The 24,042-nt window shown below is 35.3% G+C and carries 27 protein-coding genes; 3 read left to right on the top strand and 24 right to left on the bottom strand.

The genetic code is table 11. The features are described from left to right. Positions 1-283 precede the first annotated feature (283 nt). The 8 genes from JFU50_RS14155 to JFU50_RS14120 all read right to left on the bottom strand — a co-directional run bounded on the left by JFU50_RS14155 (position 284) and on the right by JFU50_RS14120 (position 6,728). On the bottom strand, positions 284-457 hold the full coding sequence (locus JFU50_RS14155; RefSeq protein WP_157444338.1) for a hypothetical protein: 174 nt from the start codon (positions 455-457) through the stop codon (positions 284-286). An 86-nt stretch (positions 458-543) separates the two neighbouring features. Then, on the bottom strand, positions 544-1,095 hold the full coding sequence (gene hxlB / locus JFU50_RS14150) for a 6-phospho-3-hexuloisomerase (RefSeq protein WP_201222971.1): 552 nt from the start codon (positions 1,093-1,095) through the stop codon (positions 544-546). Then, a complete protein-coding gene (gene hxlA, locus JFU50_RS14145) occupies positions 1,092-1,724 on the bottom strand; it encodes a 3-hexulose-6-phosphate synthase (RefSeq protein WP_201186768.1) in 633 nt (210 codons plus the stop codon). The genes hxlB and hxlA overlap by 4 nt, the downstream gene beginning before the upstream one ends. After that, positions 1,721-3,010: an MFS transporter gene (locus JFU50_RS14140; RefSeq protein WP_053347753.1), complete on the bottom strand. Its 1,290-nt coding sequence runs from the start codon at positions 3,008-3,010 to the stop codon at positions 1,721-1,723. Before JFU50_RS14140 ends, hxlA begins: the two co-directional genes overlap by 4 nt. Continuing rightward, positions 3,007-3,963 carry a sugar kinase gene (locus tag JFU50_RS14135; RefSeq protein WP_201222969.1) on the bottom strand — a complete coding sequence of 319 codons (957 nt, stop codon included), beginning with the start codon at positions 3,961-3,963 and terminating at the stop codon, positions 3,007-3,009. The genes JFU50_RS14140 and JFU50_RS14135 overlap by 4 nt, the downstream gene beginning before the upstream one ends. Beyond that, a complete protein-coding gene (locus JFU50_RS14130) occupies positions 3,950-4,723 on the bottom strand; it encodes a sugar phosphate isomerase/epimerase family protein (protein WP_201186772.1) in 774 nt (257 codons plus the stop codon). Before JFU50_RS14130 ends, JFU50_RS14135 begins: the two co-directional genes overlap by 14 nt. Positions 4,724-4,807: 84 nt before the next feature. Next, positions 4,808-5,842, bottom strand: coding sequence for a LacI family DNA-binding transcriptional regulator (locus JFU50_RS14125; protein WP_056520161.1), 1,035 nt, complete (start codon positions 5,840-5,842; stop codon positions 4,808-4,810). A 343-nt stretch (positions 5,843-6,185) separates the two neighbouring features. Beyond that, on the bottom strand, positions 6,186-6,728 hold the full coding sequence (locus JFU50_RS14120; protein WP_201222967.1) for a DinB family protein: 543 nt from the start codon (positions 6,726-6,728) through the stop codon (positions 6,186-6,188). A 427-nt stretch (positions 6,729-7,155) separates the two neighbouring features. On the opposite strand from JFU50_RS14120, the gene JFU50_RS14115 reads away from it, so the two are divergent. After that, positions 7,156-7,335: a small acid-soluble spore protein H gene (locus tag JFU50_RS14115; protein WP_053347758.1), complete on the top strand. Its 180-nt coding sequence runs from the start codon at positions 7,156-7,158 to the stop codon at positions 7,333-7,335. Between the two features lie 237 nt (positions 7,336-7,572). On the opposite strand, the gene JFU50_RS14110 is transcribed toward JFU50_RS14115, so the two are convergent. From JFU50_RS14110 to JFU50_RS14095, 4 genes are all read right to left on the bottom strand, one after another. Next, positions 7,573-8,094 carry a GrpB family protein gene (locus JFU50_RS14110; RefSeq protein WP_201188062.1) on the bottom strand — a complete coding sequence of 174 codons (522 nt, stop codon included), beginning with the start codon at positions 8,092-8,094 and terminating at the stop codon, positions 7,573-7,575. A gap of 86 nt (positions 8,095-8,180) precedes the next feature. Next, positions 8,181-8,321: a hypothetical protein gene (locus JFU50_RS14105; protein ID WP_201186776.1), complete on the bottom strand. Its 141-nt coding sequence runs from the start codon at positions 8,319-8,321 to the stop codon at positions 8,181-8,183. A gap of 249 nt (positions 8,322-8,570) precedes the next feature. Beyond that, positions 8,571-9,224 carry a hypothetical protein gene (locus JFU50_RS14100; protein WP_201186778.1) on the bottom strand — a complete coding sequence of 218 codons (654 nt, stop codon included), beginning with the start codon at positions 9,222-9,224 and terminating at the stop codon, positions 8,571-8,573. A 144-nt stretch (positions 9,225-9,368) separates the two neighbouring features. Next, entirely contained in the window at positions 9,369-9,605 is a 237-nt protein-coding gene (locus JFU50_RS14095) for a DUF3953 domain-containing protein (protein ID WP_201186780.1), read from the bottom strand. A 540-nt stretch (positions 9,606-10,145) separates the two neighbouring features. Between JFU50_RS14095 and JFU50_RS14090 the strand changes: the two genes are divergently transcribed. Continuing rightward, positions 10,146-10,577, top strand: coding sequence for a DUF5391 family protein (locus tag JFU50_RS14090; RefSeq protein WP_201186782.1), 432 nt, complete (start codon positions 10,146-10,148; stop codon positions 10,575-10,577). Between the two features lie 202 nt (positions 10,578-10,779). Here JFU50_RS14090 and JFU50_RS31980 read toward each other — a convergent pair whose 3' ends face one another. The 8 genes from JFU50_RS31980 to JFU50_RS14050 form a co-directional block, all read right to left on the bottom strand. Next, entirely contained in the window at positions 10,780-10,980 is a 201-nt protein-coding gene (locus JFU50_RS31980) for a DUF4030 domain-containing protein (protein WP_446728181.1), read from the bottom strand. 18 nt (positions 10,981-10,998) lie between these two features. After that, positions 10,999-11,271, bottom strand: a complete 273-nt coding sequence (locus JFU50_RS14080; RefSeq protein WP_201253992.1) for a hypothetical protein — start codon at positions 11,269-11,271, stop codon at positions 10,999-11,001. 173 nt (positions 11,272-11,444) lie between these two features. Further along, positions 11,445-12,398 (bottom strand): ABC transporter permease, encoded by a 954-nt coding sequence (locus JFU50_RS14075; RefSeq protein ID WP_201222963.1) that lies wholly within the window; start codon positions 12,396-12,398, stop codon positions 11,445-11,447. Next, complete coding sequence (locus tag JFU50_RS14070) at positions 12,398-13,330, bottom strand: ABC transporter ATP-binding protein (protein WP_201186791.1); 933 nt, start codon at positions 13,328-13,330, stop codon at positions 12,398-12,400. The genes JFU50_RS14075 and JFU50_RS14070 overlap by 1 nt, the downstream gene beginning before the upstream one ends. A gap of 698 nt (positions 13,331-14,028) precedes the next feature. Next, positions 14,029-14,427 carry a hypothetical protein gene (locus JFU50_RS14065; RefSeq protein ID WP_201225217.1) on the bottom strand — a complete coding sequence of 133 codons (399 nt, stop codon included), beginning with the start codon at positions 14,425-14,427 and terminating at the stop codon, positions 14,029-14,031. Positions 14,428-14,709: 282 nt separating this feature from the next. Then, a complete protein-coding gene (locus JFU50_RS14060; protein WP_201188064.1) occupies positions 14,710-15,213 on the bottom strand; it encodes a GNAT family N-acetyltransferase in 504 nt (167 codons plus the stop codon). A gap of 171 nt (positions 15,214-15,384) precedes the next feature. Then, positions 15,385-15,909, bottom strand: coding sequence for a GNAT family N-acetyltransferase (locus JFU50_RS14055; RefSeq protein WP_056520188.1), 525 nt, complete (start codon positions 15,907-15,909; stop codon positions 15,385-15,387). Between the two features lie 333 nt (positions 15,910-16,242). After that, positions 16,243-16,533, bottom strand: a complete 291-nt coding sequence (locus JFU50_RS14050; RefSeq protein WP_201222961.1) for a hypothetical protein — start codon at positions 16,531-16,533, stop codon at positions 16,243-16,245. A 675-nt stretch (positions 16,534-17,208) separates the two neighbouring features. On the opposite strand from JFU50_RS14050, the gene JFU50_RS14045 reads away from it, so the two are divergent. Next, positions 17,209-18,006, top strand: coding sequence for a peptidoglycan-binding protein (locus JFU50_RS14045; protein ID WP_201186799.1), 798 nt, complete (start codon positions 17,209-17,211; stop codon positions 18,004-18,006). A gap of 208 nt (positions 18,007-18,214) precedes the next feature. Here JFU50_RS14045 and JFU50_RS14040 read toward each other — a convergent pair whose 3' ends face one another. The 4 genes from JFU50_RS14040 to JFU50_RS14025 form a co-directional block, all read right to left on the bottom strand. Next, positions 18,215-19,066, bottom strand: coding sequence for a pirin family protein (locus JFU50_RS14040; protein ID WP_201222960.1), 852 nt, complete (start codon positions 19,064-19,066; stop codon positions 18,215-18,217). 130 nt (positions 19,067-19,196) lie between these two features. Then, on the bottom strand, positions 19,197-19,670 hold the full coding sequence (locus tag JFU50_RS14035) for a MarR family winged helix-turn-helix transcriptional regulator (protein WP_201222959.1): 474 nt from the start codon (positions 19,668-19,670) through the stop codon (positions 19,197-19,199). A 363-nt stretch (positions 19,671-20,033) separates the two neighbouring features. After that, positions 20,034-21,602, bottom strand: a complete 1,569-nt coding sequence (locus JFU50_RS14030) for a right-handed parallel beta-helix repeat-containing protein (RefSeq protein ID WP_201222958.1) — start codon at positions 21,600-21,602, stop codon at positions 20,034-20,036. A 304-nt stretch (positions 21,603-21,906) separates the two neighbouring features. Next, positions 21,907-24,024, bottom strand: a complete 2,118-nt coding sequence (locus tag JFU50_RS14025; RefSeq protein WP_201222957.1) for a DUF6270 domain-containing protein — start codon at positions 24,022-24,024, stop codon at positions 21,907-21,909. Positions 24,025-24,042: the final 18 nt, after the last annotated feature.

Here is a 24,042-nt window from a genome sequence, read left to right as displayed (position 1 = left end):
CTTCGTTGCTAAACGAAGTCTATTAGATTTGACAGTTATTTTTCATATTCATCTTTTCATCTAAGTCAATTTTGAGACATTGAATACAATGTAGATCAGAAAACTTCGGCAATCTACCTGTATACACTATTACTATATACATTATATCACTTCAATTCCTAATAAAGTCAAGTTAATTTTTAGAATATTGAAATAACTATCCACTCTGGATTTCTGAGGATTCCCTACAAAGAAGAACAAAATTAAGTAAGCATAACTATATAGCTATGCTTACTTACAATCATTATTTATTAGGTGTTTCTTTTTCATCATCATCATCCATATTAGTGAGATATGCTTCTTGAATTCCATTCATCCCGTTCATAAGTTGTTCTGTTGTATATTCAAGACTTCCGACTTTACTACTCTGCTTATTTTTATTATTCTGTTCGACCTTTTTAGAATCTGAATTATCCAAGTTTTTCACCTCCAATGTTTAGGATGTCTAAACATGGAAGAAGTATGTATGATGGCTGGCCCTCAATGAAGGGGCTAGCCTTCACTCTACTCTACGTTACTATGCTTGGAATAAGTTAATTCATGGCTTATAGACTGGCTTAATGAATAATTTAGGCATACTGCATCACACAAAACATGTACACACTGATCAAACAATGAACTTAAAGGCTGGACACTTTTCGTTTCATGGTTTAAACGATTTTTCGTTGCAGCCGGAATCACCAGAACCTCATTAGAAACATTCGCTAAATCCGATTGATTATTCGTAGTAATGGAAATCACCTTGCATCCGATGTCTCTACCTTTTGCAGCAACGGAAATCACACTATTCGTAGAACCACTCCCGCTAATGGCTATGATTAGATCTCCTTTCGCAAGAGAAGGTGTAATCGTTTCCCCGACTACAAAAACGTTTAAGCCAAGATGCATCAATCGCATCGCAAAGGCTTTAGCCATAAACCCCGATCGTCCTTCACCTACAATAAAAACTCTAGTAGCAGGCTGTATCTGCTGCAGGAGCAATTCCGTTGCTCCTACATCCATTTTGTTAAAAACACCGTTCACTTCTTCTAAAATAATCGAGATTTCCTTTTTCAAGCTTCATTCACACCTTTCACCATATTTATCGTTTCCTTAAACAGACGAGCAGCTTCTGCTGGATCTTTTGCTTTTGTAATCGCCGAGCCAATAATAATAACATCTGGACCCTGCCTGATCATTTCTGGCAAGGTTGCAAGTGTAATCCCCCCTGCTACTGCTCTTATTAATCCAGCCTGCTTTCTCATTTTGGCAACGGCATGATCAGCGATCTCCTGGCTATCCTTACTTACATGCTCACAAAACACTGCCTGATTGTATATCTGTAATTGTTCAAACCGGGAATCAGGTACATTCAATAAATCTATCATGATCTGACCTTTGTATTCACGCGCTTTTTCCAGGCATTTTTGTATGGTTACATCGGGTGCAGCTCCCATCACCGTAGCAACATCTGCACCCTCCTCAAAACATAAATCCATTTCGTAAGCCGCATTGTCCATCGTCTTCATGTCTGCAACGATTTTTTTATCCGGAAATTGATTTTTCATTTTTTTAATACTAGTCGTTCCAAACTCTTTAATAAGAGAAGTTCCTACTTCTATCCAATCAATAGAGGATTCCACGGTTCGAGCCATTTCAATGGCTTCCTTCATGTTCATGCGGTCCAGTGCTAGCTGAATGATCATGACGAAACTACCTCCCTTTGCTCGACTGATGCAACCACAGGCTTTTTAACCGTCAATGTGAGCAGAGCTGAAATCAATAAGGAACCGGCCATAAAAATATAGGATGCTCCTGGCCCTCCAGTTAAGCCGTTCAAATATCCAACAAAATAGGCACCTACAAATGAACCAAGCGCCCCCATACTATTAATTAGGGCCATTGCTCCTCCAGCCACATTCCGCGGAAGAATTTCAGGAATGATGGCAAAGAAAGGGCCATAAGGGGCATACATAGCACCGCCAGCAATGACCAACAGAGCATATGAAAGCCAGAAATTCGATGTACCGATCATGAAGGATCCGAAAAATGCGACCGCCCCTACAAGCAGCGATGTCCAAACAAACGTTTTTCGATTTAATGTTTTATCTGAAAAATAGGATAATGTCAGCATCGAAATAACAGCTAACAAGTAAGGCCCGGATGATAACCAGCCCGTTGCTACAATATCCATATGGGATGCCTTTTTAATAATAGATGGCAGCCACATAACAAACCCATATACTCCAATGCTCCACGTAAAGTATTGGATGCTGAGTACGATGACCTGCTTTGATTTAAAAGCTTCACGATAATCTTTTACAGGCTTTAATGCAGCCTGTTCTTCTTGAAGGACAGACTCCATATTTTTCTTTTCTTGATCCGTAAGCCATTTAGCATCTTTTGGACGGTCATTAACAAGCTTATACCAGATAAACGCCCACAGGACAGCCGGAAGTCCTTCAATTATGAACAGCCATCTCCAGTCAAATGCCTTCAATAAATAACCGGAAAGTATCGACATCCATAATACAGTAACTGGATTTCCTAAAATCAAAAAGGTATTGGCACGAGAACGTTCTTCTTTTAAAAACCAGTGGCTTAAGAAAACGAGCATCGCAGGCATAACAGCGCTTTCAACTACTCCCAGCATGAAGCGAATGGGATATAACCACTCCACACTTGTCGCCATTCCCGTTAATGTGGCTAGTCCTCCCCAGAGAATCAAACTCCAGAAAATAAGTTTCTTTGCACTTTTCTTTTCCGCGTAATGTGCGCCAGGAACTTGGAAAAAGAAATAACCAAGGAAAAATAAGGCGGCCAGAAAGGAAGATACTCCTGCTGTAATATTGAGGTCTTCCCCCATCCCTCCTGCTACACCAAATCCATAGTTGGCACGGTCGAGATAGGCGAGACTGTATGTGATGAACACCAAAGGGATTAATCTCATCCACCTTTTCCTCGAAGCTACCTGTAATTGAGCAGATTTCATGATTGAAGCACTCCTTTTTTCATAAAGTGTTCTAGCTCTACCATATTAGGAAACCCCTCATGATCTCCAGAAGACATCACGGCTTTTGCTCCTATCGCATTTCCTCGTACAACAGCTTCTTCATATGACAACCCTTCCAATAATGCGCTGATTACCCCGACAGCAAACCCGTCTCCCGCCCCAACTGTATCAACCACTTTCGTGACAGTAAAACCGGGCACCTGTTTCCTTTCATTTTCTGTAGCAAGATAGGCTCCTTCTTCCCCCAGTTTAATCACCACAAGCTTAACCCCTCGTTCTAGATAATAACTGGCGATATCCTCTTTGTTGCCATATCCTGTTAGAATTTCTCCCTCCTGAATTCCGGGAAGCAGCCAATCCGCCTTTTCTGCAAACTGATTGACGACGTTAATCATCTCCCTCTCATTCGACCAGAGGGTAGGACGAAGATTTGGATCGAATGATATGGTTACATCCTTTTGTTTCAGATGATTCAACACTTGCCACGACAAATCTCTGAAACTACCTGAAATGGCAGGCGGTATCCCTGTTAAATGCAGGTGCTGAGTTAAAGGGAGCTGTTCTAATGGAAAATCCTCTAGGGAAATCTTACTGGCGCTTGAATTCTTCCTAAAGTATTCAACGACCGGATCTCCTTTTTCGACTTTCGATTTCAGCTGGAACCCTGTTGGATTTAGCTCATCCACTAAAATATTCGAGACATCTACTCCTTCAGTTGTGAGCGTTTTCATAATCATTCGCCCGAATGAATCATTTCCGACCTTGCTCATCCATGCAGTCCTGATTCCTAACCTTGACAAGCCAATGGCTACATTGGTTTCCGCCCCCGCCACAGATCGTTTATAACTTAAGCAGTCTTCAAGGCTCCCCGGCTCATCCGCTATGAACATCGCCATTGCCTCTCCCATCGTTAATACTTTAAGCTCGCTCATGGTTAACCCCCTGTTCCATTTTCATATGTGAAATATAGGTTGCTACATTTTCCAAGGTTACTGGGAATTCTATCGCTCTCGGATAGGTACCACTTAACCTTTCTAATAACTCATTCACATCAGACTGCAGTGGCAATGAAATCGGCTCAGTTATCCATTCCTCTTTCTCCCTCTTCACCTGTTTCAAATGAACATAGACAACATATCTCCCTAACTCTTGTGCAGCCTTCATTGGAACCTCATCTGTGTACAGCCAGTTGCCCATATCAAAAGTCAATCGAATCGGAATGTCCAACTTCTCAGAACGGTTCAGAAAATGAGCGATTCGATTTAAATTTCCACCTTCAAGCGTTTGGTCGTTTTCGATGGTAATCTTTAATCCACTGTGGCTTTGCATCTCTTCTACTAAAACCTTATTTACTTGAGTCATATCAGTTTCCGTGAAATGATAGTGTCCTAGAGGCAGCTTTAGCAATTCAGCTCCCAGTTCATCCGCTTCCCTAGCCAGTTGCTTAAAACGTTGCTCATCCATTTGATAGTGAGGGCCGATCAGACATTCAGGAGCAGAATAATAAATGTCTAAGTTAAGCTCTCTGCATAAGGCACCTAATTCTTTCAATGAATCATCTGGGCCCAATAGCTCTCTTCTGATTTCGATTCCATCTGCTCCAGCGGCTGAGATTGATTTTATGATTTCAAGATGCCCGAGTGTTTGAAGTATTTCTAATGGTATTGAATTCATGCATACAAAGACTTTCATATTATCCCTCCTAATGAATGCGTTTTCATCAAAATGGTATCGGTACCATTTTGTGATGAAATAAGACTTCCTTTCTTAGAAGACTTATTTCTGGATATAAGGCGTTGTTTGTCTTATGTTCAGTTTCGCTTGATACGCCATTGTTTGGGCTGGAGACTCGTGCCCGTCAATACGACGCAATATCATTTCCATAGCAGCCACCCCGATTTGATACGTAGGCTGTTCAATTGTTGTAATTCCTGAATAAACAATCGTACTCCACTCTGGATTATCAAAGCCAATCATTGCTAAATCTTTTGGAACCGACAGTTTCTTTTCTTGTAAAAGCAAAATTAATTTTAATAGCACCACACTATTTGCGGTTAATATAACTCGTGCCTTGCCTTCTGAGTCATCTAAAAAGTGCTGAAGCTTGGAATCTACATCATTTAAATCGTCGACATTTACCTCATAAACATCTTTTGAACTCGGATGACCGTGGCTCAATAACGTTTGCTGAAAGGATAGCCGCCGTTCATACCGGGTACTTACTTTGCTTGCTGGTTCGCTGAAAAACGCTATTCGTTCATAGTTTTGGTTGACCAAATAATTGACCGCTTGCGAAGTGGCCTGAAAATTATCCAAGCCTACAGTATCAATTTCAAGATCAGGTACTTTCCGATCCAGCAAGATAATCGGCGTCTTCTGGTCTTGCATCTGTTTTAACATGTCGTGATTTCCGCCGGTTGTATGAATAATAAGCCCATCAATACGATGGGATAGAAGCATTTCAAAATATCCTCTTTCCTTAACCGGATTATTATCCGAGTTGCAAATCATCAGATTATAACCGTTCTGGCTGCATATATCTTCAGCCCCACGAAGGATAGCCGTCGTGTATGGATTGTTAATGTCTGCAACTATAATTCCAATCAAATAACTCTTATTGCTTTTAAGCCCCCTGGCCATGGTACTGGGGCGGTACTCCATTTTGTTGATTGCCAGCTCGATTTTCTTGCGGGTTTTGTCAGAGAGCTCATCATATCTCCCCCCTAAATAGCGGGAAACCGAGGTTTTTGAGACACCAGCTTCTCTAGCGACGTCGTAAATTGTAACTTTTGAATTTTCTCGTTTAACCATTTCATTCATCCATTCGCGAATTTTGGTACCGGTTCCATTTTTATAAATATTAACACATTACCAATGAATGTCAATCTATTTTCAATCTAAAAAGAACATTACATTAAATCACTTGTATTCTTTAGTTTTCCTTTTTAAAAAGTTTATTTTCAGGTAGTTGCACAAACAAAAAAAGCGGCCAGAGGGCAGCCGGATCTTCAATGAAAGCAAGTTTTCAACCTAAAAAAGCCGATTAGTGTACGTTAAAGTATCGACTTCCTTAATTTGTTTAGTTAAACTAACACCACCATTAGCTTAAAAATAAGTTATCCGCAGATTAATAGTTAAATATGATAAGAAGCATTCATGTGGCGGACTTTCCAAAAAAATTGTAAATATTAAAATCTGTCATAGGAGCATCGGTTAAACCAATATTGCGTCCAATAGTTATAATTTGCCCTCGATGATAGGTACTGTGATTCATTACATGGAGAATATATTCAAATCTTGGACGGGTTTCATTAAACCATGGAGTTTCCACATGGCAATCTTTTGTTATTGAACTTTCGGTAAGTGAATTCACATATAGGGCCAGTTCTTTGGAATTGTCCACAATCATTTTAAACACCTCTTCGACAGTCTTATATGATCGATCACTGAAAACCCCTATATCCGGTGTTGACTCCTGCTTTAACACTTCCAACCAAAATTTCTCACCATCAGAAACATGCTTGAGTGTCCATTTGATACTCGGAAAACTCGAAGGTATTTTCTGTTCTATTATTTCAGATGGCTTTGTTTTCAGCCAATCTATCAATTGGGCATTTGCCCAGAGGTTGTAGTTCGCATAGTCTTTCATGAGCGATGTTAAATTCATTTCTTTTGTTTCTGGTTGTTTTTCTTTCATGTTTAACTCTCCTTTGTTTTAAGATTTTTTTCTACCCTTTTCTTACGTTGTTACCTTAAATAATATTCTTCCATATCCCCCTTTGATACCATGTTGAAAGAGTGTAAAACTAAACGGCCACGTTAGCACAATAAGAAAAGAGTTGCCGCAGCAACCCCTACTTTAAACTTAAGCCCCCGTTCATTAAATAAGAGGTCATATTCAAGTCTATCGTTTAATAGTCATCTATCTCATCACTTTGAAGAACTGGACATTTGAAAAAAACCTTAATAGGGTCCTAGTGAACCCCCTGGTATTTTAGGAACCATCCATATCTAATCTTAGTTCTATGTTTTCTTAACTTGGAAGCATTTCAATTACAACATGTATATTTTAGAAATTTGGAACAAATATTATTACAGTTGCAAATCCAAAGGAGGTGGCTAAAATGAACGCACAACGAGCAGAAGAAATTGCTTCTTCGCCAATTATGGCTAATGTGACCTATAATGGGGAAAGTATCTACATTGAGCATGTGGATGAACAGAATGGAATAGCTACAATCCATTCCCTTGATGAACCAAATAATAAACAAAGTGTTTCTGTAACCATCTTAGAAGAACAGTAATTTGTCGTGTATTTCCTCGATACAATAAGAAACCTTCACCTTCGGGTGGTGGTTTCATTTTAGATTAAGTTCAGTTGCCATCTTCTTCTTTAACAATCCATCTCCTTAATTAGAGCCTTTTCAATAAACTGCCACGTTACTTGAAGTAAAACTACCCCTTCCGATATATCATTATTAAATAAAGAACTTATATACTTTATTAACTTAAGAAAAGTCCCTTTATTTATAAATATGTAGTCATCCTCTTGAACTCCGATACCAAGATAAGGCTTTTCGTTCAATTTCCAATAATAACTTTTCTTTTCCTTTGATGTACGAATCCATATCGTAAGGAAATATATATGACAATTCCTCTTTAAGATCACCATATTTTTCTGCAGCAGAAGGATTTTCTCGTAAGTAATTTCGAAAAGCAAGATGACGTTCAATTCCGGGATTGCCTAATTGATAAATATGAACGTGATGAGTTCGGTTATCTCCTCCTTTTTGAAAGAACCTACGTCCATATAATCCGTTTTCTCCTTTCGGCTCATAACCAATCCCTAACATATTCTTGTTAAACTCATCTATTAGATGGATTTTTCTTACCACAGGCATTATGTCAATAACAGGCTTTGCCTTTAGTCCGTAAACAGAAGTACTTCCTATATGATGAATTTCAATTATTTCAGGCCCAAAAATCTTATGTATTACATTAGCCTCTTCCTTATACATAGAAGTCCATTGGTTATTATATTCAGTTACTTCAACTTTTCTTATTTTTAATCCCTCCTCATATATTTCCCATTTTTTATTTTACAATATATTAGCTCGGCTGATCTTATCTATCTTCATACAGATACCGTCTATATTGAAGACCAACAAAGATCTAAAGGGTTTTGGGCAGAAAAAGTGGATTTTGAAGTGCGCAGACCATCCAATGGGTCCAAAAGAGAAAGCTTATGTAGTTCCGATTTTTCAATAAGCTTAGCTTCGAGCATTAACATAAAAAAACCTCCTATCATTTTCTTAATAGGAGGTTTTATAAGGTAAGTCTATAATACTCATTAATCTAGACTTTTTTGCTATAAGAGTATACCTTCAGGATCCTTCGTTCTTCTTAACGAGTAGTGTTCTTGAAATAGAATTTTTAAATCATGTACTATCTGCACTCTTTCAGACGGTCAAAAAATTTGTTATGTCCCTATAATTTACGAAAACTAATAGAAAACTAGTGTAGGTATATTCATATAGCCTCATAATTTTCTAATTCTTTCCCCCGACTTAATGATAATATTCATATTCCATAAATCGCCACTTTCAATATGACTTTCCATCTGTGATACATCAATATCAGTATCGATTTTCACCCTTTTACGCTCTTTTCCTCTTAATCTTACCTCATATGGAGAATCGGTATTCATAAGTGAAATCATTTTCACATCATCTTCGTACTCGTCAAAAAATTCAATAGTGAATTGTGCATCATCCTTGCTGTAGTTTTCAAAAGGAAGTTCGCATTCCCCATGCAATATTGTCTCATTGGTCATTTCAAAACTGCAACTACTTATATCACGTTCATAGGAAATGGCGTAAATGCCAGTTGCAAAATATTTTTGAAACGAACTGGCTAAGAAAGGAGGAGTAATCATTGCAACCATAATAGCCAGCACTACAAATCTACCATGATATTTTCCCAATGATTTCACAAGAAAAAATAGGCTCATAATTAAAAAAATTAATGATGTAATTCCTATATACTGTAATCCATTTACTGATTCAACAGGTATATTTAAAACCAAAGCAACTGTTTCACCATAAGGACTTTCATGTGGGAAAGGGAAATTTAATGCCATAGACACAAATAAAAAAATGAGAGCAAAATATATATATTTTTTATCTTTTATCAATATGAACCACACCTATTCATTTACTATTATTCAGAACACTTCTTACAACAGGTTTTATTATCTTATTTATCTTGTAACAACACAGCGTAAATTTAACATGTAATTTCCTAAAAGGATATATATCAAAAAAAAATCTCCTGCCCCTTAGTTCAATAAAAACCCCTGTATAGAAACAAAGAAAGCATATAAAGAGGCAATAATACTCATATACCCCCAAAATCTTTTTCTATCTTTTTGAAGCTCGGCTAATCCTGTCACCAACATTAACGCTCCTAAGAAAAAAATCATATATGAAGATAGCTCGAAATTTTTAGTGATTAAACCATATCCTGATAAAGTAAGAACTATTATAGAAAAAACGATTCTTAATATTTTTAACAAGGTACCACACCGACCTTCCATATTAACCCGTTATACTAGAATAAAAAAGCTATCCTATATAATAAAAGGGCCTAAGCTACTACAATAACTAATTAGAAAATTTTACCGAACTAGTCCCCATTATACTTCCCCCACCAATTCCAATCACTATGCCAAAAAGTGTCCATTGGGATATATAAATTCCTACTAGAAACAACGATAACCCTACTAGCCCCATTAACAAACCAATTTTTTTATACCTAGGAGCCCCTTTCATAATCTTCTAATAGATATTTACGGATAATTGGATAAAGTTCCAATTATATTAATTTCTAATTAACCTTTTAGCTTAATAAAGAACTGTTATTCAACTAATGCTGCCGGGTTAGTTGAATAGAAAAAGGCTTTACTTCTCATTGAAATAAAGCACCCATTATAAAATAAGACTGCTAATAAATTTTAAGGTGTAAATACATTCCAGTTATGTTACGATACACTGAATGGGTAATTTTAACATTTTATAAACCCATAAAATGAAAACATTAAAGGAAGTGAAATATTATGAGAAAAAGAAAGGGAATTATTTTTATGACTATGCTTTCAGCAGTCCTTTTTTGTGTTTTATTGATTACAATCTCACTATCCCCGCTTGCAGATTTAGGACCGAATGCTAATCAATTCGGGTCTTCAGGAATGTGGATATCAATAGGAATGATACTTGTTTTTTATCTATTGCCCTTAATAATATATTGGATAGGTATAGATATAATGAGATTCGTTTTAGCCTTGTTTTGTTGCGGCGGTCTACTGATAAATTCCACAATAATTGTAGCAGTTTTAGTAATAGCAAAATTTAAAGACATTAGCGCTATATATATTGCTAGTATCACAGGTCTTTGTCTTGCTGCAATAATTGTAAATATTTTATGGTTCTTCATAGCTTTTCGTTCACCTTCAGCTAAGAATAATCCAAATCAAACCGTATTACCTTAAAAGCAAAAAGCCTATAATAAATGCTCTTCATAATGGAGAGCTTTTTATATGCTTATATTTATTCTTAATTATCCTGCTCCGTTAACTGCATAAGAAAAGGCGATCCTTATTAATGAAGAATCGCACCTGTTAGATTAATAACTATTTAGAGATTTTCTGTGTGGAATGGGAAATCGATTATTCAAGATGTCTTCAGCGGGTATTAATTTAATTTTTTTCCCTTGTTGCTATAAATATTGATCTCATATTGATCGTTTTTAATTATATTCTTTCCTTTCTCTGAGTTAAGATAATCTTGAACTGTTTCTTCAATGGCTTCAACAATCTTTTCTGATTCTGAATCAGAAGATGACAAAGTTGTCTCTATAGAAATCGGTAAATAATCAAATTTATCCTGGCCTATCAGCTCAACAAGAAAAAGTTACCCCGAAAATTGAAATGATAAAATAATGTATATAACCGCAAATCCGTAATTTAATAGATAGACCCGCTTATCTTCTTTTTGAAAATAACTTTCAATCCCATCTATTACTGAATTGACCCCTAATAAGGTAAAGAACATAACAAAATAGAAATCAAAATCATTGATAAAGCCCATTACCAACACGAACAATATTGCTAGGCTCATTAAGATTTTTATTATAATAAATGATTTTGTACTTTTCTTTGCCCTTTTTTCAAAAAATAACCCCAATCTAAAACACCATCCTCATTCATTACATTCCTTTTTCTTCAAGCATAATATAAAACGAAATGAATTTGGTATAAATTCTCAATGTTCTTGTTTTATTAACGCCCTTTGTCTTAATAAGAAAAACCGAAATCAAAGATCGATTTCGGTTCATTCTATTTATAAATGGAAAAATCTTAGTTTGAAATATCCTTCTTTTGAAAGAAGAAAAAGGTTAATGCTAAGAAGATAAGGTAATAGATTGCTAGTACACTTATAGAAAATCCAAGAGTTGCTCCCTCAAACATTGAGAACGATTCAGAAATGTAACCTCTTAAATTGAGATGAGGGAATAAGACGAACTTTAACCACTCATTTTTTTCAATAAGTGACTGTATAACTAAATTTAAAGGAGTTGAAGCAAATAAAATAGATATTGAAACGCCTACTGCAAGTGCTTGGCTTTTAAATAATGTGCTTAACATAAAAGCAATGGTTGTGATAACTAAAAATCCTGGTATCCAATAAACCATCATATCAACAAAATAATCGCCTACTATTACAGGACTAAAACCAAAAGATGCAGGATCTAGAATTTTATCTGAATACGACCCATTTCCAAAGAATAAAATTCCTACTATATAACTGAATATAAATAGACTCACAAGTAATAACGCTGCAAATAGTAGTGATGTTATATATTTAGAAAGGAGAATTTTCCAACGTTTATAAGGCCTGATTAACAATTGCTTAATGGTGCCATCTGAAAATTCAGATGAAACTAAGGAGCTGCAAACAATCACAACAAATAGAGTAACAAATGATGTTAATGATGTAGTCCAGTTTGCCATATACGTCCAGTTCGTACGCAAGTCAGGGTTTATATTAGCGTCTAAAAGTTGTTTATTTAAATCGATTTCTTCCATTATCGCGGACTTTTCATCTTCACTAATTTTAGAAGTTTTTAAATCATTCTGCTGTTCTTGTATTTCTGCTTGTAACTCTTGCTTCCAATCTTTACTTGATTCGACTGGATTTAGTTTATAATCAATCAACGCTGTTCCTACAGCTGCCAATAAAAGAAAAACGATAAACAAATATGTAGATCCTTTTGAAAAGATTTTCATCCATTCATTTCTTATCAAGGACATCATACAGACTCCCTCATTTCCTGCTCAGTTATTTCAAAGAATTTATCTTCTAGTGATTTTCTAGTAATGCCTATTTCATAAACATCTAATTGATTACCATTAAAACTTCTGTTTATACTAGCCGTTTGTTCACGTGTGGCTGATACAGAAATTGAATTCGCCTCATATTTAAGAATAGGTATATTACCAAACTGTTCTTGAAGGATTTTTTTAGCTAGCCCTCCATCACTGACAGTAAAAAGAACTTCACTAATTGTTTCAGTTTTTTCATCTACAATATGTTCTTTCGTATGTATGAGTTTTCCCTTTTCAATAACGGCAAAGCTATCACACATTAATTGCATTTCTGATAGTAAATGCGATGAAATTAAAATACCCACGCCCTCACTTGCCAGTACCTTCAAATAATCACGAAACTCGCGAATCCCTTGTGGATCTAAGCCATTAGTTGGTTCATCAAAAATCAGTAAAGACGGTTTATGCAAAATTGCTTGTGCTACACCAAGGCGCTGACGCATTCCTAATGAATATGTTTTAACCTTTTTATCTATGGCATGATCTAATTTAACAAGCTTTATTACTTCTTCAATTCGCTCATTAGATATTTTATTAGGTGACATACGAGCATAGTGAAGGATATTTTTTCTGCCTGTCATGTATTTATAGAATTCTGGATTTTCAACAATGGCACCTAATTGATTCATGGCACCTTCAAAATCTTTATCGAGGTCATATCCATTAATCATGACTGTACCGCCCGTACGATTAATAAGACCTGTAATCATACGAATAATAGTGGTTTTACCAGCTCCATTGGGACCGAGCAAACCAAATATTTCCTTGCTTTTTATTTCAAAGCTAACATTATCTACAATGGTGGCTTTTCCAATTTTTTTAGTTAAGGATTGGACCTTAAGAACTGTTTCATTCATATAATACCTTCCTTTTTGTATATTTACCAAAATCACACAAATGTAATATTACCATATTATGCATATTATTGCTATGCTGATATTTTTCCATATTGGCTATAACATAGTCTCTTAGGTGAATGAACATAGAAAAAATAGATCTAGTGAAGATAATCTATTATAAAAGTATTATCTTATTCAAATGTTTCTATTTATTTGCCATAGAGGTACATGGGATATAATATTCAAAACTCGAATTGTTGCTTAATATGGAAATTATTAAGCAACATCCAGATATTCCAGATGAATTGATTGAAATAATGAAACAAGGATAGAATTAAAAATGCAGGAGCAGCAATGGTTTGAACATCAATTTTTAATAGCAAGAAAAGAATAATTCATAAAAAAAACCTGCATTTACCTGACGCTGCCCCAGATAGTAGTTATAAAGAAAGGGATATTTATTTGCTCGTTTTACTTAACCAATTTTCAACCTTTTTCTGTAGTTGTTCACCTAAATCAGCACCATCTTCTGTATCTTTCAATACCTGTTTTGAATATTTACTAGGAAACATATCTTCAAGTGAGTCTATGAATTCTTCTCCCTCTTCTGTTTCTTTATATTCTTTTAGAAAAAAACAATAAGAAAAACCGAAATCAAAAATAAATTTCGGTCCATCATTTTATAAACGGTAAAACCTTTTCATAATCCCATTCAATCAGTAGAGTCTAGTAGTATCTTCGATTTTCATTTGAATTTCCCCGTTCTTATTAATAGATTCTAAAGTGATTTTTCCCCCACCTGAATATCCTTTTTCAAAATATCCGATTACATATTCTGTATGCTGTTTTCCTTTACTATCTTTATATTGTAGTTTCATCGAATTCTCTCCAAAATCTTCAGTTGGCGTTACATTTAACTTAGTTTCTTCGCCTGGCTGGATTGAGGGAATTTTAATATCAGAGTTTATATGATTATAGGTCAAATATAAACCTGTAATTTCTTTATTCGTTTGATTTTTTACCGTGAATTCAAATCCTTCTTGCTTTAATAATAGAAAATAACTTCCCAATCCAATAATTCCTAATACCAATATTACGCCTATAACTTTTTTCATCTAGCCAACCACAGCTCCTAAAATCTTGTCGCATTTGATACGTCTCTGAATGTTAATTCGTCCTTCAGGAAGATAATTCGTCCGTAGTGCAAAATAATTCGACCTTCAAGAAGATAATTCGTCCGTGTGTCAAACTAATCCGTCCTTCAGGAAGATAATCCGTCTTAAAATTAGAATTATCGAAAATATCTTAACCCCCATTATATGCCACCCATTTAATTTAATATTTCAACAAAAAATCTTTTAACACTGTAAGTTTAAAGATTTCCCGAAAACTCATATCTAGAATTTAGTTGATTCAAGCTTCAAAATATATTCTTCAACCTCTTCGCCTCGTGCATTTGAATATCCTTTGTCCTCATCGGTAATTGCAAACCCGCATTTTTTCAATACTCGAATAGATGCGATATTATCCTTAGCCGCTCGGGCATAAAGAGGTCGAACATTTATTTCATGGAGGAATTTACTCAGTGCATCAGTGGCAATCCCCTTGCCCCAATATTGCTTTCCAATCCAGTAACTGACTTCTGGATTGCCAAACTGTTCAAAGTTTAGAATGTTGCCCACCACACACCCGTTATAAAGTATGATCTTTTTCAAGATATTCTGGTTCGCTAAAATATTCATCCAGTGTTTCAAAAAAGCCTCTCTGTCAGTAGGATCTTTAGATGTGAAAGCAGCCATATTGTTTACAGTAGAATCTAATTGATGCTCGAAAAAGATGGATAGATCACTCTCTCTGACATCTTGCAGTTGGACTTCTTCGTCATTTTTAAGGAATCCCATAAAATTCACACTCACTCCCTGACAGATTTAGTGTCTATCTTTTACATTAGCATTAGGAAAAGATTTCTCAGCAATCAACCTCATTGAAATAAATCAGACCCCATAGTTCAATTAGAACTATTTCTTTTCGGTAATTGCTTATTCAATAAGGTTCGTACTTCATCTACTCCCCTATTTCAGTAAAGAGTATACGTTCGTATCAAATGGAACATCATTTTGATACATATAATTCTTTAAAACCCCTTCCTTCTCAAAGCCCAATTTTATTAATAACTCATTAGATGCTTTGTTTTCTACAAACACAATAGCTCCAATACGCTTTAGATTAAGTTCTTTAAAACCATATGATATGACTTCTAAAACAGCCTCAGTGGCAAGACCTTTGCCCCAATTCTCCGGAAAAAGTGCATAACCTATTTCAGCCCTCTTATGTTCAGAAGACCAATCGTGAAATCCAATTGTTCCGATAATGCCTTCCTTTTCTTTACTTTCAATTCCCCATTTAATGCCGCGTTTTTCATTGTAGTTATTAGCAAAATTCACAACAATATTTTTCACCTGATCTAAACTGGTTAACGGTTTTTGTCCATAATAACGTAATACATCAGGATTTGAAAAACAGTTTAATATATCCTGGGCATCATCTACAGTAAGTTCTCTCAAGATAAGCCGTTCTGTTTCTAATTTAGGAAACATTCTCCCACCCCTTTTTTCATAGTCTTTCACGTTAATCAAACAACAAGCTAGGTAGACCTATTTTTTCAACTGGTTATTTACTATCTTTTCTAAAAGGGCCTTAATTTCTTCATTCTGCTTTGTATGTTTGTGTAAGTCCTTTGCTATTAGAGGTAAGTAGTAAAGGAGAAAAACAGTAATTGCTATAAAAAAGATTATGGATAAAAATTGCTTGAGTTCACTCCTAATGGTCATTTACAACAATGAAAAAATAACATTAATACGATCAAACTGCCTCGTTTAATAAAAAAGAACTGTCATATAGACAGCCCTGATCCACTACTTGACTTGCAGTTAGACAAGTTTGTCGTTATCTTTTTTTCCTAATATAAATGTAAAGTAAGTTAGTAAAAGTGTTAGTATTCCAGTGCCAAATAAGACACTTCCAATTATTATAAAATTATTTTTATGAGTCTCAACCACCATATTGTATTGGTCAGTATCATAGATTCCATCTTCCTGATTATCAAGCCAAGAATCCCCTAGTGAAATGCCAAAATTAATACTTGAAAACATCAGTGCTAGCCCTGTTATTGCTAGTAAAGATGAAATAATCAATAAGTTATTACTATGTTTAGTTAACATGTAGTTTTCCTCATCTCTAAATCTATTTCCACAATAAATAAATGTTACCATATTTTTCTTCACAATTGAGAGTTAATACAAACAGCACCTTAATAAATCAAAGGGTTTGTTTTTACTATGAATTGATGGATTCCACCATTAATACTTATCGGTTGTAGCACCAAGGATAGAGGCGCGGATAAAATCAAGGTTTTGGAAACGTTTAAGTTCCTTCGGTGTACCTGTCACGACCGCTCCATTTAATCAACCTCAATCAAATTATTTTTATCCAAACCAGCACTTGATGTCCTTCTGCATGGATGGGCCACTGGTAAAATCGATTTCTTCTACTTTTTTTGATTCATTGATTATACGGAGAGCTAGAATTGAAAGGGATGAAGAGTTTATTATATTTAGTATTATTTTCCTAAGTAGTTGTGTAAATTAAGAAAAAATCTTTCTTTTAAGTACGAATGTCCGATAACTGCGTATATGCCACCTCTTCTTCTTCTTCAAAAATGAACTACGCTATTACAACTAAGGATATTGGCATCATATATCCTCCCTATTCGTTTCTCTGTTTGTTACATGTATTAACAATTCTTTAGTGCCTTCGAGGTGTTTTTCCTTAACTGCGCCTGAAAAAGTGATAGTTTAGCGAATTGTTTAAGGCAAGAAACAACGAGGAGGACAAACATGAAAAAAATATTATTTACGATCATAACGGCTTCTATATTCATTATTGGAATTTGTATGCCAACTAGAGGTGAAGCTGCCGTTGGAGATCGCACACTTTCGTATGGAACGAGTCATAGTGATGTAAAGGAGCTACAGGAATTATTAATGACAAAAGGGGTCTTCCCCTATCATGAAGCAACAGGCTACTTCGGTCCGATTACAAAAGAGTCTGTAAAGAAGTTTCAGGAAAAATCAAGACTAAAAGTTGATGGAATAGCAGGTTCACAAACGAACCAGAAAATAAAAGTCCTGCGCAGTGGGGATATTGGCAAGCCTGTAGCTGAACTACAAAGGCTATTGAAGGTATGGGGTGTTTACACTTCAACGGTCGATGGCATATATGGCACTGGTACAAAGCAGGCCGTTTCAAATTTTCAAAAGCAAAAGAGTTTATCGGTTGATGGAATTGCAGGAGCAAGGACTTTAGGCAAATTAGAGGAGAAAGCCAATTTAGTAAGCCAAAATGTTAAGGAGCTGACCGTTGCAAGCACAGCTTATACGGCAAGCTGTTCTGGATGCTCCGGCACCACGAGAATGGGCGTCGATTTAAAAAAGTATGATGATGCAAAGGTGATAGCAGTCGACCCGAATGTGATTCCTTTAGGTTCTAACGTGGAGGTTGAGGGTTATGGACAAGCCATCGCGGTAGATACGGGTGGAGCGATCAAAGGTAATAGAATTGATGTTTTCATCCCAAAAGAAGCGGATGCTTTAACGTGGGGAAGAAAAGAAGTGAAAGTAAAAATAATAGAATGATTGAATACGGCTCCAGCGTTTCAATCTGAATCTGCTAAATAAATAGAGAGAAAGAGCATGTATTGAAAACTTAAAATACATAAACAATTATTAGAAATATCAAATTAAAAAGAGCATCAAGTGTTGATGCTCTTTAATTTCTTATACTAAATATAACATCTCTAGGAAACTTCAGATTAACCTATTTCTAATTCCATTTAAATATTCGTTAATCCTTCAAGAATGTACCTTGCCGATACTCTAGGTAAGCTTGATCAATTTCCTCTTCTGTATTCATTACAAATGGTCCACGGGCAACAACTGGTTCCATCAAAGGTTCTCCCGCATATAAAACAATTCGCAATGGTTCAATTGCTGTTATATCCACTTCACTTTCCTCTGATTCTTTCCCTGCACCCAGCCACAACACTTGACCCTTTGAAGCTTTCATTTCGTTTTTACCGAATACTCCACTTCCTTCTATTAGATAGATCATTCCGTTGTAGCTACCCGGCAAATTCTGTGTGACCGAAGTTCCAGGCTCTAGAAGCATTTCCACCATCGTAACAGGAACATGGTTTTTCGTCGCAGAGATAACATCCTTTGATGAACCAGAAAAGACGCGGATGATAGCTCCTTCTTCTTTTCTCACTGGCATATCTTTTCCCATTAAATTTTGATATCGCGGTGTTGTCATTTTTTTATCGCGTGGAAGATTGACCCAGAGTTGAAGCGAATGGGCTGTAACACCTTCAGAAGGCACCTCATTATGCACAACGCCGCTCCCGGCTGTCATCCATTGGACATCACCCGGTCCGATTATTCCACCATCCCCGGTATGACTGTCATAGTGCTCAATCGTTCCATCAATAACAAATGTGACCGTTTCAATCCCTCTATGTGGGTGAATATCAAATGAACCTTTTTGAAATTTATCCTCCATCATTAAAAGAAAGGGATCACTCTTCTCCCAATTTCCTGGTTCAATGACTGGTCCCGCAGTATGAATCGGACTATATTTTTGAAGTTTCACATCTCTTACTTCAGCAATATCACGTTTGAAGATATTTTTACTTTCCATGCCTCTATTCATCCTCCTTGAAGTTACTAGTAAACTGATAAAGTGCCATTACTATATTTCTTCCTTTTTAGCTACTCAATAACTTTCCTAATGCTTTGAAAACAAGTTTCGCTCCAATCACATACCTGATTTAGGATTCCTCCTGTATGGGATTAGGCACTTCCATTTGTAAACTATATCTATGAACCTTTATCATCATCTCATGCAGATTCTTCTTTTCAGTGTCATCCAATACATCAAATAATGAAGCTTGAAAATCTGATTGAATTGGCATTACTTTTTCCATTAAATCTTTCCCTTTTTCAGTTAATGAAATATATTTAACTTTCCATTGTTGATCCCGAACAATCAGATTATCCTTTTCTAACCTTGTTAACATATGTGATACGCCTCCACGACTGATCGTAAGGTGCTCCGCCAATTCCAGTTGTGAAACAGGTTGATGAATAAGCACTTGTGCCAACATATCAAATTGCGCAACAGTGACGCCAAAATGTTGTAAATGATCATTCGAAAGCTGGTTACTTCTTTGATAAAAACGAACCATTCGCAACCAAATCAACAAACTCAATTTATTATCATCGGTAAACCCTCGTCTATCCATATTTGACCATCACCTCTCCCCTTTGATACACCCTCAGTTTACTAGTAACTTGATAAGTAGTCAAATGGCATTAGTTTATCATACAAATTCCCCCATATAGTATAGCCATTCTGTTTCTAATATAGAAGATTTTCTCTCATCTAATGAGAGATTTTGGGAGAATTATTGTAGTAGCAAAATAAAAGAGAATGTTAAACCTAGAATAATATCAAAAAAACACCTCATACCTTGGTTTGCGATTTACGAGAAATCACTACCAAACGGCTAAGGTGTCCTTATAGGATACTATAATTTAATTTAACATTTTCAATATCAATTCAGGGTGCATAAAAGAAATTTGTTTCTACATCTTTCTATAATTAATTATTGATGTATATTTGTAATAATTGTGTTATCTTTTATTTCTCCATTCTCGGAGTAATTGTCCACATGGAAACTATTTTTTTCTGCACTGGTTGTAATTTCATTTTCTATGATAGAAAATCCTTTTGTATATTGTATAAACAGGCCAATTCTTCCAATATCCGAAAGAGTGTTGTGCCTTATTTTAATATTATTTGTATATCCCTTATGTTGATATTTCAAATCTGGTTCATCTACTAATAAACCATCCGTTCCTATATTTTCAAACGTATTATCACTGATTGTTACGTTACTAGCAAACCCCAAATATATGCCACGGTACGCATTGGAGATCCTATTATTTGAAATAGTTACTCCATCAATCCAGTTGAGATAAATATTAGGCTTTTGATTGCCACCAAGCTGATTATTAAAGACATTTTTTGATATAATGAGGGACTCTATTTTTGCAACGTTTGTAGGGCTAGGCCAACCCTCTCCATATATATTCTCTCTGCGCGTATTTTGAAATATATTATTCGATATTGTTGTGTTACTACCTGATTGTGGAAGTCCTGTTTGAATACCATTAGATGTTTTCGAAGATTCCCCTTTTCCGTCTGGATTGGAAAGTGCAATTCCTCTGTTATTATTTAAAAAGGTATTATCTTGAATAGTCGTATCTTTCCATTTAAAATTACGAATGCCTACGAAGGTAATACCTTCAAATGTATTATCTTGTATCATGATATTAGTGCTGAACTTATTGTGAACAGAACCATGATTCCCAATGCCGACTGGCCAAGCAGTTGTTCCTTTGGTTCCACTTGCTCCAAAATAGGAGTTGCGAATTGTTACATTTTTTGAAGGGGTTCCATCATAAACGCCATATTGACTAAATCCCAATTTAGTATGCTCAGATATTTGGATTGCCTCTGAATAGAAGCGAGAATGGTCAGGTGTTGTGTCCTTAAACCCTAAAAATTTACTATTCTCTATTACAACTTGTTCGGAAGCATTAATATCTATTGCATGATCGCTTGCTACATCTCTAACCTCTATATTTCTTATCGTAATATTTTTCCCTCTTGCAATACCAATAGCATTGAACGGGTCTGGATAGTTTTTAATATTACCATTCCAAATACCACCCTCAATCGTGATATTACCATGTCCATTATAATCCGTATACATTGCTCCGGCATCACCATTAACCATTATCGTATTGTCATGACTGCGTAGCAGCTCAGCCCCTTCTTCAAGGACTAAATGTGTGTTCTTATATATGCGTAACGTGCTTGTAAGCTTATAGGTTCCTTTTGGAATGACAATCTTGATCGGGGTGCTACTTGTCTTAGCTAAGTCTAAGGTTTTTTGTATTGGTTTCGTATCGTCGCTCCTTTGATCTCCTTTAGCACCAGCATCTTTTACATTAATAACAGACTCAGAAACAGTCTTTGAGACAGGCGAATATTCATTATTATTCAAAGATATGATTCCCTTGATAATAACTAAAACGATTAAAACAAAACAGGCGATAATCAAAGGTACCTTTTTAGGTACGTGCTTAAAACGGTGTATTTTTTTCATTTGAAAGATGATTCCTTTTTTCTGGATAAGTCATTTTACTACAATCTACTTGAGCGAAAATCCCTATTTCATGACCTTCTATAACCAAATCCATTACTTTTAAAGAGTTTCATTTATACCATATTATCCTAAATTAACTTTGAAAGTATAATGGGTAATAAATTTTCTACTCATAATCGTTTAAAGAAAAGCCTAAGTCCATATAAATTTGGGACTCAGAGTCGCATAAAACGTTTTTATTTAACTCTGTCTACTTTACAAGGCTCATTCGTAGTAGTTGCTTATAACTTTAGGTCAGCTTTAGTTAAGCCTTAATCAATTGTTTGTTCTCTTGTCCTTGCCTATCACTTTGCAAATCTTGCATTACAAGTTTATTCAATCTATTCATAAATTCTTTATAATAACCTGACTGATAGTGGGAGAACGTTTTCCCGAATGGGTGATCATGTTGTCCAATATACTTAGTATCTTTTAGGTTAATTACCTTACAACCGGGAATGCACTGTATGAACCAAGAATTTAGCTTATCCCAGAAATAATTATTCCTTTGAATAATATGATTCCGTGGGAACTTTTTGATAGAGCCATCTGCATCATAATATGTTGAGGTAAAGCCCCCGATATTAAGGATGATGCGATCTTCAGGAAGGTATTCTTTAATTTTTTCTGAAAACTGAATCATAGCTTCTTTCCATAAAGCAAAGTAAGTATCATTGTTGTCATGAGTAACTACTTCATAATCCATGAATTCCTTAAAGTATTTGCTTTGCCTTAAAGCAAGGCTTGCACTAACGATAGTATCATCATTTATTTTAATTATGTCACGTGCAGCATCTGCATATAAATCAATGATCAAGTATTCAGGACGCAATTCTTTAATCTGATCAAAGAAATTCTTCTCAAAGTCGCTCTGAATAAAATACTTGTTATACTCTGATACATCATCCATCTTAGCAACATCTATTTGCATAGGATTGGAAACCATGCTGATAATGGATGAATGGAATTGGGTTAATACACATTTATAATTCTGCTTATAAGTTGGGTTAAAGTAGTTTGTTGAATTGAATGGATTTCTACTAAAACACGAGCCTAATACTGCAACTTTAACCGCATCATGTGAAGGTTTGTTAGAGTCTATAAAATAGAGAGAGAAGTTGCCTAATCCGTTTACATATGGTTTAAACTTATATGATGGATTAGCACTCATAATTTCGTATGTAAATTTCTCTTTTTTTAGATCTTCAAGTGGCTTAACCATTACATCTATGATTCTACCATCCAATGTAGTTAAACGTACAAACATATCCCATACATCTCCATGATGAATAACTTCATCGTTAAGAAGCTCTGCTACAGATAGTTCTGCTTGAAAATGGGCATTTAACAAGGATAAATGCGATACTTTTTCTGTATAGTAAACATTTTCTTTTCCAACCGTATAGCGCTTTTTTATAATTAGATATGATTCGAGCTCATCGAAATTCCAGACATCATATTCAGGAGAAGAAACTGTCCCTAAAAGATGCATAGTATTGTTTTCAAATTTCAGCTGTGAAAGGTTTATTTTTAGTTCACTAGGCCTAATCAAAAGGGCGATAGAATTCTTCCCCGTAACATATGGCTTGGTTCTATATAAATCATTATGGGAAAAATTAAAATAATTGAAATTAAAAAGTCCTTTAGTTCCGCTTGAACATAGTAATGGAGCTTCAACAACTAATCCATCTTTGCTTGTTACTTCGATAAAAAGGTCCCAAATAAGGTTCTTATTCAATTGATATTTTTCAAATAAATCATTAATGTTTAAGGAGAAATTTAATGGATTTACACCTGTAACAGGCTCAATTACCATAGATTCGTAATACTCGAAAAGGTGCTCTTGCTCTCGTTTTTTCACCATTAATCTAATAGAATAGTTATTCCAATCTTCTTGTTTCAAAATTGCTGAATTACTCATTTGAACTGATAAATTGAAGACTCCCTCATTAAATGAAGCTTTGCCGATGGTTGCTTTAATATCGTTTTTTAATACAAATATAGATACTCCGTTTTCTCCTGTAATGTACGGTTTTACTTTAAATTGTTTATTATCTAAACTCACATAATCATTTATGCTAATTTTTAGTTGGTTGTCTGTTTCTAGTTTGAAATAATCATCCCCAGACAATAAAAACAAGTCCCATATCATTTCATTATTTAGAGAAATCCCTTGAAGAAGAGTGTTTATATCTTTCTCAAAAACAAATTCACTACCGTTAATATTCAGTGGAAATGAATACTCCTCTGGATATTCTAATCCATGTTCAATTTCTCTTCTTCTAATACAAAGGGAACAACTTTCTTCTAATGAAACTTCTGCTTTACCATTTAGCGATAATTCACCATTACTATATCCTAAATTAGTTACTAAAATTGTCATACGTACCGTACCCTCCAT

It is taken from the genome of Peribacillus sp. TH14, assembly GCF_016651145.1.
Lineage (GTDB): Bacteria > Bacillota > Bacilli > Bacillales > DSM-1321 > Peribacillus > Peribacillus butanolivorans.
The sequence above is the reverse complement of the archived record's forward strand: the minus strand, read 5'-3'. Positions and strand labels throughout refer to the sequence as shown.